Genomic DNA, 14,249 nt, shown 5'->3' with positions numbered 1-14,249 from the left:
GTGTCGGCACTCGCGCGAAGCCGCCTTGCCCACGGAGAAATCCCCGTCCGTCATAGCGAAATGCTATGACGAGTGGTCCAGCCCGCGGATCAGCCGATGACGGCGTTCATGATGGTGCCGGCGCTGGTGGCGATCACCCCGCCGATCATGGCTCCCGCCACCATCTTCGGCGACTCGAGCCCGCCGCCGGTCCACTTCTCCCAGGCGAAGCGGCCACCGGCGTAGATGATGCCGCAGATGCCCGACAGGAGTACGAACCACGTCAGGTAGCGGACCAGTTGGAGGAACTTGTCGGAGATCGGCGGTGCTTCTGGAGTGGGATTGCCGATCTGCGCCAGGGTGTCGTAAGCGGCGGCCAGGATCATCGTCGTTCGCTCATTCTGGATTCGGGACAGGGGCAAGGGATTCGCTGAGAAGATCGTATCCGTTCGCTCGCCGCGATGCAGTCAGGTCCGTGCAGCGCAGGGAAGTTCGTGTTTCCGGTGTGCCCGCCGGGGTAGCCCGATCCCGGGTCCGCCCGCCCGTGCCGCCGTGGGCGGCGGAGGTTCCGCGCAGTGCGCCCACCGTGGCGCGCTCCGTGCCCGTATCCTGGTTCGTGGCCGAATTCATCGGTGGTCGAACAGCTTTCGAAAAGGGGCTGGTCGGCGGCAGAGTTGTATTCGAGCGTAGAGGGAGTAGACGGTGAGCATCATTCTGGCGTCGGTCGGCGATTCGTTCACGACGTTGGCGCAGATCGGCAATCCGACCCCGGAGGCGCCGCCCCTGGCGGACAAGCTCTTACAGTTCGTGCGGTATCTCACTTGGTTCGCGCTCGCGTCGGGCATCGTCAGCATCATCTACGCGGGCGGCAGATTCGCCTGGGAGAAGTGGAGCGGCGGCGGCTTGCAGTCGCCGAAGATGATCGCGGGCGCGATGCTCGGCGGGGTGGTCGCCACCAGCGCGGGCACCATCATGAACACCGTTCTGGAGTTCTGACCGCGGCGCGATCCTCCGGCGTGTCGTCGCCGCGACCGTGCGCATGCCGCGAAAGGCGCGCCGACCTCGAGCGCCCGGACATCCGGCCGTCGTGCCGGGTCGTCTCGGCTTCCCGAGCGCCCGCCCGCGGTCCTCGGCTTGAAATCGGCCCGCTGACCTGCTGTTGTGCCCTGATGTCCGGTTATCCTCCGGCGCGCATCGCGCGGTGCCCGATAGGATCGGAAGCGGAGCAGGATTATGGACGAGAGGACCGAGGGCAAGCTCACGATGTCGCGGCGCACGGCGCTCGGCATCGCGGCGACATCGGTGGCCGCGTTCGGCTGGGCGGCATGCGGCCGTTCCGGCGACGACAACTCCGTCCCCCATGACGCCGTGACGATCGCCAAAGATGCCTATGTATTCGGCTATCCGCTGGTGCTGATGGACGTCACCCGCATCGCGGCGGAGGCGTCCACGCCGGTCAACCGGTTCGAGCACGCGGCCGCGTTGCCGACTCCGGCGCAGCGAGAAGTGGTGCGGCTGGACCGGGACACGTTGCGTTCGACCGCGTGGCTCGACCTGGCGAACGAGCCGATGGTGCTGAGCGTCCCCGCCATGGACCGGGGGCGGTTCTGGCTGGCGCAGGTGCTGGACGCCTGGACGAACAACGTGCACAACCCCAGTGGTCGTCGTCCGCAGGCGCAGTCGGCGTCGCCGCCGTACACCTACGCGGTGACCGGCCCGGGGTGGTCGGGGGCATTGCCCGAGGGATTGACGCCCTTGCCGATGCCCACGCCTACGGTGTGGCTGATCGTGCGAATCCAGGTCGACGGCGAGCCCGATCTGCCGGCCGTGCGCGCTATCCAGCAGCGGTTGCGACTGGTCCCGCTGAGTGCGTGGGTGGCGGGCGCCGAGCCGCCTGCGCCCGCCGCTCCACCATGGCAGGCGAGTGTGCAGCCACCGCCGGAATGGGTGGGGGAGATGGACCCGAAGGTGTTCTTCGATCGGATGTGCGCGTTGCTGGCGGTGAACCCGCCCGCACGCGAGGACGAGCCCGCCATGCGGCGCTTCGCGACGATCGGGATCCGGCCGGGCGGCGCGGTCGAAGGTCTCTCGGAGGACGAGCTCGCCGCCGCGGTGGGCACCGCCCAGCAGCAGATCCCGGTGTATCTGGGCGCGCGGACAGTCAACGAGAACGGCTGGCTCGTCGACCCGGACGTCGGCCGGTACGGCGTCAACTACCTGCTGCGCGCCGCCATCGCCCGGGTGGCTCTCGGCGCCAGCCTGGCCGAGAACGCCTTCTATCCGACGCTGTTCGCGTCGACCGCCACCGGCGACGGCGCCGGCCGATTCCGGCTGCACTTCGCGCCGGGCGAACTGCCGCCCGTCGACAATTTCTGGTCGCTGACCGCATACGACGCCGACAACTATCTGGTGCCCAATCCCGCGGAGATATACACGGTCGGCCATCCGGATCCGGTGCTGCTCAACCCCGACGGCTCCTTGGACATCGCGTTGCAGTTCGGCGACCCCGGCCCGGCCGTGCCTGCCGGAAACTGGCTGCCGATCCCGGAGTCCGGGCAATTCTCGCTGACCCTGCGCATGTACGCGCCGAAGGCGGAGGCCATCCAGGGCCGTTGGCGTCCGCCGCCGCTGCTGCCGGTGCTGTGATCCGTGCTCGCCTCGGACCAGCATCCGGGGTGGCGACGAAAAAAGTAAACGGGTTTTACTAAACAGTGTTCACGAGGGGGCGTTCTGTGGTTGCATCTCTGTTGACCGTGTTCGCACATCGTCGGCGGGTCTGCGCCCAGACCGCCGGAGGAGTTAGCCGTGACCGTGACGACGCCGTCGATCCCGACGGGATTCGACTTCACCGACCCCGACCTGCTCGCCACCCGCCTGCCCATCGAGGAGTTCGCCGAGTTGCGCCGCACCGCCCCGGTGTGGTGGTGCGCCCAGCCCGATCGGGCCAGCGGCTTCGACGACGGCGGGTATTGGGTCGTCTCCAAGCTCGCGCACATCAAGGAGATCTCGAAGAATCCCGAGGTGTTCTCCTCGCACGAGAACACCGCGATCATCCGGTTCAACGAGGAGACCACGCGCGAGCAGATCGACATGCTCGGTGACATGCTGCTGCTCAACCTCGACCCGCCCAAACACACCAAGACCCGGCGGATCATCTCCAAGGGCTTCACCCCGCGCGCGGTGGAGAGCCTGCGCGCCGCGCTGACCGAACGCGCCGCGCGGATCGTGCACGAGGCCAAGAAGTCCGGCAGCGGCGACTTCGTCGAACAGGTCGCCTGTGAACTGCCGCTGCAGGCGATCGCCGAGTTGCTCGGCATCCCGCAGGAGGACCGCAAGAAGATCTTCGACTGGTCCAACCAGATGATCTCCTACGACGACCCGGAATTCGAGGGCGACCATCACGCCGCCACCGCCGAGGTGATGGGCTATGCCTGGAACATGGCCGAGCAGCGGCGCGCCTGCCCCGCCGCGGACATCGTCACCCAGCTGGTCAACGCCGACATCGACGGCGAGCACCTCGGCTCGGACGAGTTCGCGTTCTTCGTGATCCTGCTGTCGGTCGCGGGCAACGAGACCACGCGCAACTCGATCACCCACGGCATGAAGGCATTCGTCGACCACCCCGAGCAGTGGGAGATCTACCGGCAGCAGCGCCCGCGCACCGCGCCCGACGAGATCGTCCGGTGGGCCACCCCGGTCACCGCCTTCCAGCGCACCGCGACCCAGGACACCGTGCTCGGCGGCCAGGAGATCGAGAAGGGCCAGCGGCTCGGGTTGTTCTACAGCTCGGCCAATTTCGACGAGGAAGCGTTCGAGAATCCGTTCACTTTCGACGTGCTGCGCGATCCGAACCCGCACGTGGGTTTCGGCGGCACCGGCACGCACTACTGCGTGGGCGCGAACCTGGCCCGGTTGCAGATCGATCTGATGTTCAACGCCATCGCCGACGTGATGCCCAACCTGCGGCAGGTGTCCGATCCGGTGCGGCTGCGGTCGGGCTGGTTGAACGGGATCAAGCGCTGGGAAGTCGAATACGCTTGAATCGATCGGTGCAACAGTCCAGACCACGGGGCCGCGCGCCGGTGGTGACCGACACCGACATCCGGCGGGTGGCCAGCGCGCTGCTGGTGGAGCGCGGTCCCGAGGCGGTCACGCTGCGCGCCATCGCGCGGGAACTCGGTGTCACCGCGCCCGCGCTGTACCGGTACTACGACTCGCTGGAAGACCTGCTGGAGCGGCTGCGGCTGGACTTCTGCGCCGACCTGGCCGAGGACCTGACCGCTGAGCTCGCCACGCTGCCCGACGACGGCGCCGCGCAGTTCTTCGCCATCTGCCGTGGCTTCCGGCGCTGGGCGCTGACGCACACCAGGGAGTTCACCCTGGTGTTCGCCTCGCCCGGCGCCGGGCAGGCCCGCGCGCTGCGCCGTTTCGACGAGCCGTTCGGCCGGGTGTTCCTGGCCGCGGCGGGCAGGCTGCTGGCGAACTACGACATCGTCACGCCCCCGACCGACGTCATCCCGCCGGAGCTGCGCGACGATCTGGTGCACTTCCAGACCGAACTGCTGGCCGCGCTGTCGGAGTCGAGCCAGAAATTCCCCGCAGAGAAGCTGGATCTCGGGGTTACCTACCTGATGATCCAGATCTGGGCACGGCTCTACGGCCACGTCACGCTCGAGGTGTTCGGGAACTACCCGATCCCGCTGGGCAACCCGGAGATCCTGTTCGACGCGATGTTGGCCGACCTGGGCCGAACCGCCGGCCTGCTCGCGCAATGAGATCCGCTATATGCGGGCGCCCTTGGCCCGGTTGCACGCGCGGCACAGGATCTGCAGGTTCGCCGCGCTGGTCGCACCGCCGCGGCTGAGCGGGATGATGTGGTCGAACTCCAGGTAGTGCCCGTCGCCGCATTCGACGCACCGGCCGCCGTCGCGCTGCCACACCTGCGCCTTCACCTCCTGCGGGATACTGCGGGTGTCGCGCTGGCCAGGGGTGAGGACGAGGCGCTTCGCCACCCGCAGCGCGCCTTCCAGCGCGGCGCAGACATAGTCCGGGTCGTCGACCGCGAAGGTCGCGCCACCGCGCGCGGAGGTGGCCGCCACCACCACCGCCCGCTGTTCGGCGTGCACGGAGACCACCCGGGACCACGGCATCTCGATACCGGTGTCGGCGCCGACGAAACGCAGCTTCTTGTTGCTGCCGATCAGCCTGCCCTCGGTGAGTTTCGGGCCGCGCGCGAGTTGACGCACGTGCGTCGCGGGCAGGTCCAGGTGGACCTGCTCTTCGGGGTCCAGGTGCAGGCCGGGCGTGCGGACCACGGGCAGGTCGCCCGTGCGCAGCCGGTAGAGGGTGTTGCCGCGATGCATTCGTCTGCGCAGGTCCTCGATCAGCGGCCCGCCGAGCCCGAGCTCGGTGACCGCCTGATCGAACAATTCGAGTTCCGCGTCCCTGACCTCGCCGTCGGCGAAGGCGAAGGTGACCAGCCGCTCCACGTAGCTCAGCGCCGCGTCGCGCAACGCGGCGCGTCCGGCTTCGGCGTCGACGCGCTGATACCGCAACGACGCCCACAGCGACGCCCACTCGGGGCCGCGCGGACCGTGGCCGGTGAGCACCCGCCACGCGCGCGAGTGCCAGTGGGTGAGGTACTCCTCGATCTCCCGCGCACACCGCTGGCAGGGCGCGAACCCGCCGAAGAGCTTGCGGCGCAGCGTGTTTCCGCAGCGCGCGCAGTGGCGTCCGTCGGGCGGCGGGCGCAGATACCTGTCCTCGGTCCATTCGGTGCCATCCCACCAGCGCATGACCTGCGGATTGTCCGGATCCGGGTGCCAGTCCGCGAATTCGGGATGCGGGGGAGCAGCGAGCGGTGCGGTGCTCCGGCTGTGGCGTTCGAGGTCTACCGGACGGCCGGTCTGCGGCCGCGACAGGGGAGAGGTGCCTGCGCGATCGAGCAATTCGGTGCGCGGCGAGGTGGGGGCGTCCGGCCGCCCCGGCAGTGCTCCGGTCTCGGCGCCGCGGTGTGCGGCCACATCCTCGGTGACGTCCGGTTGGTCGGTCCGGGAATCGCCGTTCCGGGAGCCCTGCCCGAACGATCCGTGTGTGAAGCGTCGCGCGCCGGGGGCGTGCCGGTCGGCGGAAGCCGGTTCCGACCCGGCCGCAGAGGTCGGAAGTCGCTCTTGCGCGGTCGAAGCCGCGATCGGCCGGCGCACCCGGAACGGGTTGGTGGGATGGCTGGTGCGGGCGGGCGCCGAGGAGTCTTCCACCTGGACGCCGAACTCGGTGACCAACCCCGCCAATCCGCCGGCCCACCCTTGGCCGACGGCGCGGAACCGCCACTGCCCGTCGCGGCGGTAGAACTCGCCGAACATCAGCGCCGCGACGGCGTCCGCGTCATCGATCTCGAAGCTCACGAGCACCCCGTCGACCGAGTGCACGGCCACGGTCAAGCCGTGGACAGCGCCGAAAGTGCCCTCCGCCACCGAGCCCGCGACGACGATCCGGTCGATGTCCGCTTCGGTGCGCGGAAGCGAGACGCTCAACCGCGCGGTGCCCGGCACGGGCTCCTGATCGAGCGTCACCGCCTGCGAGACGTGCCGAGGCGCGTTGTAGAACACCAGGTCCCGGTCCGAGCGCACCGTTCCCGAGGCATCCAGCAGCAAGGCGTGCGCGTCCACAGCGTGCTCCGATCGCCATGAAACAACCACGGCTAGAAGGGATGTCGGTACCGCTGCGTTCGCGCCCTTGCTGAGTTTCATGGTGCTCGAACTATGCCACGGCCCTCCGACACGCCGAACGCGCGAGGGGACCTCGTTCGGCGGGGCGTGCGGCACAGTGGTCCCCATGACGAACCCGAAACGCCCGGGTCGTAAGCCGCCGACCCCCAAGTTGCCCGGCGGGCGCGTGCCCGGCCCCGCCGACGTCCTGGCCGCCGCCCAAGCGGCGGTCGAGGCGGCGCAGACGGCCGCGGGCCAAGCGCTGGAAGCCGCTCAGCTGACCGCGACGTCGGCGTTCGACACGGCGGTGCGGTTGCCGCCCGCTTCCGCTCAACTGGTCGCGCAACTGCCCGGACTGATCGAGAACCTCACGACCGCGATCGATCGGCTCAACTCCACCATCGATCGGCTCGACCGCACCCTGGCCCTCGCCGATCCCGCCTTCGCGGCCTACGACCGGCTGCTGCCCCGGCTGGAGGCGATGATCTCCCTCGGCGAGGACGTGCTCGGTCGTTTGGCCAAGGTGCCCGGCGTCGCCCTGCTCGGCAAACTGACCGGCCTGAGCGCACCGGAACCGCCCGCCGAGGAACCGCCCCGGCGAAAGCCCGCCAGACGGCGCAAATGATCAGGACCGGCGCTCGCGTTCAACGGTGCGCGTGGTCGGCGGCCGCGCGCAACGTGGCGGCCGCCTTGAGCAGGACCTCGTGATACTCGTCGGCGGCGTCCGAATCGAGCACGATGGCCCCGCCCGCGCCGATCCGCCAGCGTCCGCCGTAGCGCACGGCGGTGCGGATCACGATGTTCAGGTCCGCGGTGCCGCCGAGGCCCAGGAAACCGATCGTGCCCGAGTACACGCCGCGCGCTTCGGTTTCCAGCGCATCGATGATCTCCATCGTGCGCAGCTTCGGCGCGCCGGTCATCGAGCCGCCGGGAAAACAGGCGCGCAGGCACTCGACCACGCCGACCTCCGGCCGCAGCCTGCCGCGCACCGTCGACACCAGTTGGTGCACGGTCGCGTACTGCTCGGTGACCATCAGCTTCGGGACGTACACACTGCCGATTTCGCAGACCCGGCCGAGATCGTTGCGCAGCAGATCGACGATCATCAGGTTCTCCGCCCTGGTCTTCGGGCTGTCGGCCAGGTCACGGCGCAGGCGCTCGTCCTGTTCCGGCGTCGCGCCGCGCGGCGCGGTCCCTTTGATCGGCTTGCTCTCCACGATGCGGCGGCGATCGACCTTCAGGAAGCGCTCCGGCGACGAGCAGGCGATGTCGAGGTCGTCGAAGCGCAGGTAGGCGGCGTACGGGGCGGGGTTGCACCGGCGCAATGTGCGGTAGAAGTCCAGGCCGTCGGCCGCGGCGGCGGGAATCGTGGCGCTGTCGGTCAGGGTGATCTCGTAGGACTCCCCGGCATGCAGGCGCTGCTGGCAGACCGCGATGTCGGCGAGATAGCGCTCCCGGCCGCGGGTGAGCAGCGGCGCGACGGCGTCGCCGTCCGGCGGCAGCTCGAGCGGCGGCGGGTTCGTCCAGGTCGGCAGGGTGTCCAGGGTTTCGCGGGTGTCGCGCAGCCAGTCGGCGGCGGCTCGGGCGGTCTCCCCGTCGTCGCTCAACGCCAGCAGGTGCGTGCGCCCGCCGACGTGGTCGACCACCACCATGCGGTCGGCGAAGATCCACTGGGCGTCGGGAGTCGGGGCGCGATGGACCGCAGCGCCGCCGCAATCGGCCTTGACCTCGTAGCCGAGATAGCCGACGTAGCCACCGGCGAAATCGAAGGGAAGATCGGCCACTTCGAGCCGGCGCGCGCGCAACTCGGCGGCCAGGAAATCGAGAATGCCGCCGGGTGCGGTACGCCGATGCCCGTCCGACGACTCCACGGTCACCTCGCCGTCGCCAACCCGGTAGCGCAACACCTCGGCGAGTGGACCGCTCGCGTCGCCAAGGAAGGAGAACCGGTCGGCTCCGGGTTCGACATGCTCGCTGTCCAGCCAGAACGCCGTCGGGGAATTGGCGTACAACTGCACGAACGCGCTCTCGGTGTCGATCGGCCGCTCCAGGACGGCGCGCTGGAGCCGGAAGGTTCGCGGCACAAGTGAATCGAGCCGGGCCGGAGCGGTGCGTACGGAGGAGGACGCCCGATCGGCAGGGCGCTCGAGTTCCACCGCCGCGGCGGGGAACTGCTCGGCCGCGAGCGGCGCGGCCGCGGCGGGAAGCGGGGCGCTCTCGGCCGCCGGTTCCGCCGCGGCCGCAGGCCCGCGGGCGATCGACGGCCTCGGTATCGCTGACGCGGGCGCACTTCGGTGCGCGGCGACGAGTTTCGCGAAGTTGCGCAGCAGAGCCGCACCGTACTCGCTGGCGATCGATTCGGGATGGAATTGCACGCCCCACTGCGGGCGGCTGCGATGACGCACGCCCATCACGACGCCGTCGCCGGACCGCGCGGTGACCTCCAGGTCGTCCGGCAGCGGCCGCAGCGCGCACAGCGAGTGGTAGCGCACCGCCGTGAAGCCCTGCGGGATTCCGGCGAACAGGTCCCGATCGTCGTGCTCGATGCGATCCAGATACCCGTGCCTGGCGGCAGGCGCCTCGGCGACCGTGCCGCCCGCCGCGACCACGATGCCCTGATGACCGAGGCACACTCCGAGCAACGGCAGATCGGTCTCGCGGATCACCGCCGCGGAGATGCCCATGTCGCGCGCCACCGACGGCCGTCCGGGCCCGGGCGAGACGACGATGCTGTCGAAGCGTTCCAGACCGAGTTCGGCGACCGTGCGCGCCTCGTCGTTGCGCACGACCGTCGGCTCGACGCCGTTCACCTCGCTGATCAGCTGGTACAGGTTGTAGGTGAACGAGTCGTAGTTGTCGATCAACAGCGTGTGCATGGTGCCCGAAACCCTACGCCGCGCCGGTCGGGGCAAACTGTTGTCGTCTGCCTTCAGTTTGGTTCGGCGGGTGGTGCACAATGTGGGGCATGTCTGTTGCGCAACCGGTCGATGTGGATCCCTCGGTCGTCGACTTCGCCGTCGTCGGAAAGTGGATGGACGAGCAGGGTCTGTCCGGGGGTGAGTTCGAGGACGTGACCGCGCTGGGCGGCGGAACGCAGAACATCATGCTCCGCTTCACGCGCGGCGGCCGGACGTATGTGCTGCGCCGCGGCCCGAAGCATCTGCGCGCCAAGAGCAACGACGTGATCCGGCGGGAGGCGCGGCTGCTCGGCGCGCTGGGCGGCACCGAGGTCCGCGCCCCCCGGGTGATCGCCGCCTGCACCGACGAGTCGGTGCTCGGTGCGGTCTTCTATCTGATGGAGCCGATCCACGGTTTCAATCCGCAGAACGAACTGCCCGAACTGCACGCGGGCGATCCGGAGATTCGCAGGCAGATGGGTCTGTCCGCGGTCGAGGCCATCGCGCGGCTCGGCGCATTGGACTACCGGGCGCTCGGCTTGGCTGACTACGGCAAGCCGGAAGGTTTCCTGGAGCGTCAGGTGCCGCGCTGGCTGGGTGAACTGGAGTCGTATTCGTCCAACGAGGGCTACCCCGGCCCGGAGATCCCCGGTGTCGCGGCGGTGGGCGAGTGGCTGGATCGCAACCGCCCCGCCCAGTGGACGCCGGGCATCCTGCACGGCGACTGCCATCTGGCGAACATCATGTTCTCCTTCGACGGCCCGCAGGTCGCGGCGATGGTCGACTGGGAGATGTCCACCATCGGCGACCCGCTGCTCGACCTCGGCTGGCAGATCGCCACCCGCCCGGAGCCGGGCACCACCGGCGCTGCGCTGGTGGGCAAGCTCGGCGCGGTCGGCGGGCTGCCGACCGCCGAGGAGATGATCGCGCACTACGGGCAGTTCTCCGATCGCGACCTGAGCGCGATGTCCTGGTACACCGTGCTGGCCTGCTTCAAGCTCGGCATCGTGCTGGAGGGCACGCATGCCCGCGCGTTCGCGGGCAAGGCTCCCAAGCAGGTCGGCGATTTCCTGCACGCCATCACGCTGGAACTCTTCGAACGGGCGCAGCGGCTGATGGAGTGAACTGTCGGGATGTGCCCGATAGTTGACCGAATATCGGTGGAAGGCGCTGTCCGGCCACGCCTAGGTTGAGCGCATGCCGATCGTTCCCGATGCCAAGGACTGGACCTGGGTGCTGAGCCGCCCCTGTCCCGAATGCGGTTTCGACGCCGTCGCGACCACCTACGAAGCCGTGCCCGCCCTGATCCGGGAGACGGCCGTCCGCTTCGCCGCGGTGCTCGGCCGCCCCGGCGCGCGTGTGCGGCCGGACGAATCGACCTGGTCGGCTTTGGAATACGGCGCGCACGTGCGCGACGTGTGCCGTATGTCCGACACTCGCCTCGGCCTGATGCTGGCCGGTGACCCCGAGGGCGAGCCGCCGCGCTTCCAGAACTGGGATCAGGACGCGACCGCTGAAGCCGACCGCTACAACGAGCAGGATCCGGCCCGGGTGGCCGAGGAGTTCGCCGAGGCGGCGGCGCGGGCGGCGCGATCGTTCGAATCGGTGCCGCCCGAGCGGCGCGGTCTGCGCGGTGCGCGCAGTGACGGGGCTGAGTTCACCGTGGAGTCGTTCGCCCGGTACATCCTGCACGATCTGGTGCACCACGTGCACGACGTGCGCGGGTGAAACGCGTCGCGGAACTGTAACGCGTTCGGCGTGAAGGTCACGCTCTGCCGACGAATTTTCCGACCGACACTAGAACGCGTTACATTTTTCTCGTACTGTGGGTGCAGTCACATATAAGCACGTGCATGCGAGAGGGTCGACAGGAATGAAGACGAAGGGCGCGATCCTGTGGGGGATCGACCAGCCGTGGTCGGTGGAGGAGATCGAGGTCGGTGACCCGGTCGCGGGCGAGGTGCAGATCCGGATGGAGACCGCCGGCATGTGCCACTCCGATCACCACATCGTGACCGGCGCGACCCCGATGCCGTCCTTCCCCGTCATGGGTGGGCACGAGGGCGCGGGCGTCATCACCGAGCTCGGCCCGAACTGCCCGGCCGACCTGCAGGTCGGCGACCACGTGATCTTGTCGTTCATCCCCGCCTGCGGCCGCTGTCCGGCCTGCGTGGCAGGACACATGGCACTGTGCGACCTGGGCGCGGGCCTGCTGATGGGCCAGGCGATCAGCGACGGCACCTACCGCATCCAGGCGCGCGGCGAGAACGTCATCCCGATGTGCCTGCTGGGCACCTTCGCGCCGTACATGACGGTGCACCACGCCTCCGTGGTGAAGATCGATCCGAGCATCCCGTTCGAGGTCGCCTGCCTGGTCGGCTGCGGCGTACCCACCGGCTTCGGCTCCTCCACCCACGTGGCCCAGGTGGCCCCCGGCGAGACCGTGGTGATCGCGGGCATCGGCGGCGTCGGCATGAGCGCGTTGCAGGGCGCGGTGCTGTCGGGCGCCTCGAAAGTGGTGGCGATCGACCCGAACCCGTGGAAGCGCGAGCAGGCGCAGAAGTTCGGCGCCACGCACACCTACGAGAGCATGGCCGCCGCGATCATGCCGCTGATGGAGGCCACCGAGGGCCGGATGGCCGAGAAGGTCATCCTGACCATGGGCGAGATGCACGGCGAGTACATCGAGGAGGGCCTGATCCTCACCTCGAAGGCGGGCACCCTGGTGGTCACCTCGATGGGCCGGATGGACGAGAACGACGTCAAACTGAACAGCTTCCTGCTGTCGATGCTGCAGAAGACGGTGAAGGGCTGCATCTTCGGCGGCGGCAACGCCCGTCAGGACGCACCGCGCCTGTTGTCGCTGTACAAGTCCGGTCAGCTGAACCTGGACGACATGGTCACCCGCAGCTATTCCCTCGAGGAGATCAACCAGGGTTACCAGGACATGCTGGACGGCAAGAACATTCGCGGGATCATCAAGTACACCGAAGCCGACTGGTAGAGCGCCTCACCGCCGCTCGGCGAGCGCGGTGGCGATCCGTGCGATCAGCTCGTACGGCACCGGTTCGCCGAGCCGGAAACGCAGCGTTCCCTTGCCCGCCCGGTACGGCTCGAGCTCGCGTTCCAGCGCGGGATCGCCGTCCGGGATCGGGTAGAGGCTGACGTGCTGCTTCCAGCCCGCGAAGTGCACGACGTTGCGGCCGTGCAGGCGGAAGGTGGGGATGTCGTAGCTGATCGCCTCGGTGGCATCCGGCAGGGCGGTCTGGATCGCACGCCGGATCGCGTCCAGGATCTCCCGCACGTCCGCGGGGAACGCGGCGAGGTAGGCATCGACGGTGGCCGGTCGGTCTGCCACGAGGTCCCTCGATTCCACGGTCGGTGACTGTCGGCCCGGGCTTCGCCAGTGTAGGCAGGAGGGGGAATCGTGCGAAGTCCGGCGCGCCGCCGGGGCTCAGATCCGGCAGCGACGCAGGGCTGAACGCAGGTTCCGGCTGCGGACGTCGTCGAGGACCGCCAGGCCCAGCCGGTTCATCGTGTAACCGAAGCCGAGACCCGTTGCCGGATCGGCGAATCCGAACGAGCCGCCGAGTCCCGTGGTGCCGTAGGCGCGCTGGTCGGAGCCGAAGCGGAAGGTTCCGCGCGATTTGCGGAAGCCGAGGTGATAGCGGCTCTTGGTGTGCAGCACCAGGTCTTCGGGGGGGACGTCGTCGGCGGTCTCGGCCGCGGCGAGCCGGTCGAGCAGTGCGTCGTCGATCGGGAGCGCGCCGGTGCGACCGGCGGCCGCGCCGTAGACCTTCGCCAGCGCGCGAGCGTTGCCCACTCCGTTGGACCCCGGCAGCTCCACCTCGAGGAACTCGCGCCGAGTCGCCCGTGCCGGAGCCCCGCAGCGCGGGTTGGTCAGCGCGGCGTAGGACAACCCGCGTTTGGCGTAGATCTCCGCACCGATCCGCAGCGGCAGATCGCGCTCGTAGCGCACGACGTCCAGACCGCGGGTGGCCGACATCGCGGCGATGCGGTCCATGCTCTGCTCGGCGGGCAGGCCGATGAAGAAGTCCACGCCGAGCGGAGCGGCGATGTCCTCGGCGAAGATCCGGCCGAGCGTGCGGCGGTCCGGATCGACGCGGCGCAGCAGCTCGCCCTGATACAGACCGAGGGTGATCGCGTGATAGCCGTGCCTGGTCCCGTGCCGCCAGGCCGGTTTCTGCGCGGCGAGAATGGATGCGAGGCCGTCCAGGTCGGCGATCTGGGACAGGCGGACGATCTCGCCGAGGCCGGACAGCCCGGCCTGGTGGTCGATCAGCTGGCGCACGGTGATCGCGTCCTTGCCGTGGGCGGCGAATTCCGGCCAGTACTTCGCCACCGGCTGCTCGTACTCGAGCAGACCCTTGGCTACCGCCGTGGCCACGGTGAACGCCGCCATGCCTTTGGTCGAGGAGAACACCGGCACGATCGTGTCCCGCTCCCACGGCAGCGTGCGCCTGCGATCGCGGAAGCCGGCCCACAGATCCACCACGGGGCGGTCACCGGCGTAGACCGCGACGGCGGCGCCGATCTCGCCGTGGTGCTCGAAGTTGCGGCGAAAGGCGTCGGCGACCGGTTCGAAACCGGGTGCTACGTCGCCGTGAACAGTGGGCTTTTCACTCATGGCGAGTCGATCGTAGCG

The 14,249-nt window shown here is 69.2% G+C and carries 13 protein-coding genes; 8 read left to right on the top strand and 5 right to left on the bottom strand.

Annotated features, from left to right (window positions below; translation table 11 throughout):
* Window positions 1-89: 89 nt before the first annotated feature.
* The gene (locus tag ACWEKR_RS15965; protein WP_039796837.1) at window positions 90-365 is read right to left on the bottom strand and encodes a hypothetical protein; all 276 of its coding nucleotides are present in this window, start codon (window positions 363-365) and stop codon (window positions 90-92) included.
* Window positions 366-681: 316 nt separating this feature from the next.
* Between ACWEKR_RS15965 and ACWEKR_RS15960 the strand changes: the two genes are divergently transcribed.
* The 4 genes from ACWEKR_RS15960 to ACWEKR_RS15945 all read left to right on the top strand — a co-directional run bounded on the left by ACWEKR_RS15960 (window position 682) and on the right by ACWEKR_RS15945 (window position 4,754).
* On the top strand, window positions 682-975 hold the full coding sequence (locus ACWEKR_RS15960) for a hypothetical protein (protein ID WP_040865713.1): 294 nt from the start codon (window positions 682-684) through the stop codon (window positions 973-975).
* A 237-nt stretch (window positions 976-1,212) separates the two neighbouring features.
* Window positions 1,213-2,625 carry a DUF1254 domain-containing protein gene (locus ACWEKR_RS15955; RefSeq protein ID WP_452355080.1) on the top strand — a complete coding sequence of 471 codons (1,413 nt, stop codon included), beginning with the start codon at window positions 1,213-1,215 and terminating at the stop codon, window positions 2,623-2,625.
* Window positions 2,626-2,790: 165 nt separating this feature from the next.
* Window positions 2,791-4,020 (top strand): cytochrome P450, encoded by a 1,230-nt coding sequence (locus ACWEKR_RS15950; RefSeq protein ID WP_195087251.1) that lies wholly within the window; start codon window positions 2,791-2,793, stop codon window positions 4,018-4,020.
* A gap of 8 nt (window positions 4,021-4,028) precedes the next feature.
* A complete protein-coding gene (locus tag ACWEKR_RS15945; protein ID WP_452355079.1) occupies window positions 4,029-4,754 on the top strand; it encodes a TetR/AcrR family transcriptional regulator in 726 nt (241 codons plus the stop codon).
* A gap of 6 nt (window positions 4,755-4,760) precedes the next feature.
* On the opposite strand, the gene ACWEKR_RS15940 is transcribed toward ACWEKR_RS15945, so the two are convergent.
* A complete protein-coding gene (locus ACWEKR_RS15940; RefSeq protein WP_452355078.1) occupies window positions 4,761-6,728 on the bottom strand; it encodes a TerD family protein in 1,968 nt (655 codons plus the stop codon).
* Between the two features lie 85 nt (window positions 6,729-6,813).
* Between ACWEKR_RS15940 and ACWEKR_RS15935 the strand changes: the two genes are divergently transcribed.
* Window positions 6,814-7,311, top strand: coding sequence for a hypothetical protein (locus tag ACWEKR_RS15935; RefSeq protein WP_452355077.1), 498 nt, complete (start codon window positions 6,814-6,816; stop codon window positions 7,309-7,311).
* A 19-nt stretch (window positions 7,312-7,330) separates the two neighbouring features.
* Here the strand turns inward: ACWEKR_RS15935 and pabB are convergent, their stop codons facing one another.
* The gene (gene pabB / locus ACWEKR_RS15930; RefSeq protein WP_452355076.1) at window positions 7,331-9,562 is read right to left on the bottom strand and encodes an aminodeoxychorismate synthase component I; all 2,232 of its coding nucleotides are present in this window, start codon (window positions 9,560-9,562) and stop codon (window positions 7,331-7,333) included.
* Between the two features lie 89 nt (window positions 9,563-9,651).
* Here pabB and ACWEKR_RS15925 point away from each other — a divergent pair, with 89 nt between their 5' ends.
* The 3 genes from ACWEKR_RS15925 to ACWEKR_RS15915 all read left to right on the top strand — a co-directional run bounded on the left by ACWEKR_RS15925 (window position 9,652) and on the right by ACWEKR_RS15915 (window position 12,587).
* Window positions 9,652-10,707 (top strand): phosphotransferase family protein, encoded by a 1,056-nt coding sequence (locus tag ACWEKR_RS15925; protein WP_452355075.1) that lies wholly within the window; start codon window positions 9,652-9,654, stop codon window positions 10,705-10,707.
* Window positions 10,708-10,780: 73 nt separating this feature from the next.
* On the top strand, window positions 10,781-11,311 hold the full coding sequence (locus ACWEKR_RS15920) for a DinB family protein (RefSeq protein ID WP_452355074.1): 531 nt from the start codon (window positions 10,781-10,783) through the stop codon (window positions 11,309-11,311).
* Window positions 11,312-11,456: 145 nt separating this feature from the next.
* On the top strand, window positions 11,457-12,587 hold the full coding sequence (locus tag ACWEKR_RS15915; protein ID WP_452355073.1) for an NDMA-dependent alcohol dehydrogenase: 1,131 nt from the start codon (window positions 11,457-11,459) through the stop codon (window positions 12,585-12,587).
* A gap of 6 nt (window positions 12,588-12,593) precedes the next feature.
* Here the strand turns inward: ACWEKR_RS15915 and ACWEKR_RS15910 are convergent, their stop codons facing one another.
* Together ACWEKR_RS15910 and ACWEKR_RS15905 are read right to left on the bottom strand one after the other, a co-directional pair.
* Window positions 12,594-12,941 carry an iron chaperone gene (locus tag ACWEKR_RS15910; RefSeq protein ID WP_452355072.1) on the bottom strand — a complete coding sequence of 116 codons (348 nt, stop codon included), beginning with the start codon at window positions 12,939-12,941 and terminating at the stop codon, window positions 12,594-12,596.
* A gap of 96 nt (window positions 12,942-13,037) precedes the next feature.
* Window positions 13,038-14,231 (bottom strand): serine hydrolase domain-containing protein, encoded by a 1,194-nt coding sequence (locus ACWEKR_RS15905; protein ID WP_452355071.1) that lies wholly within the window; start codon window positions 14,229-14,231, stop codon window positions 13,038-13,040.
* Window positions 14,232-14,249: the final 18 nt, after the last annotated feature.

It is taken from the genome of Nocardia sp. NPDC004573, assembly GCF_053602135.1.
Note: the sequence above shows the minus strand (reverse complement) of the source record. Positions and strands in the feature narration are given on the sequence as shown.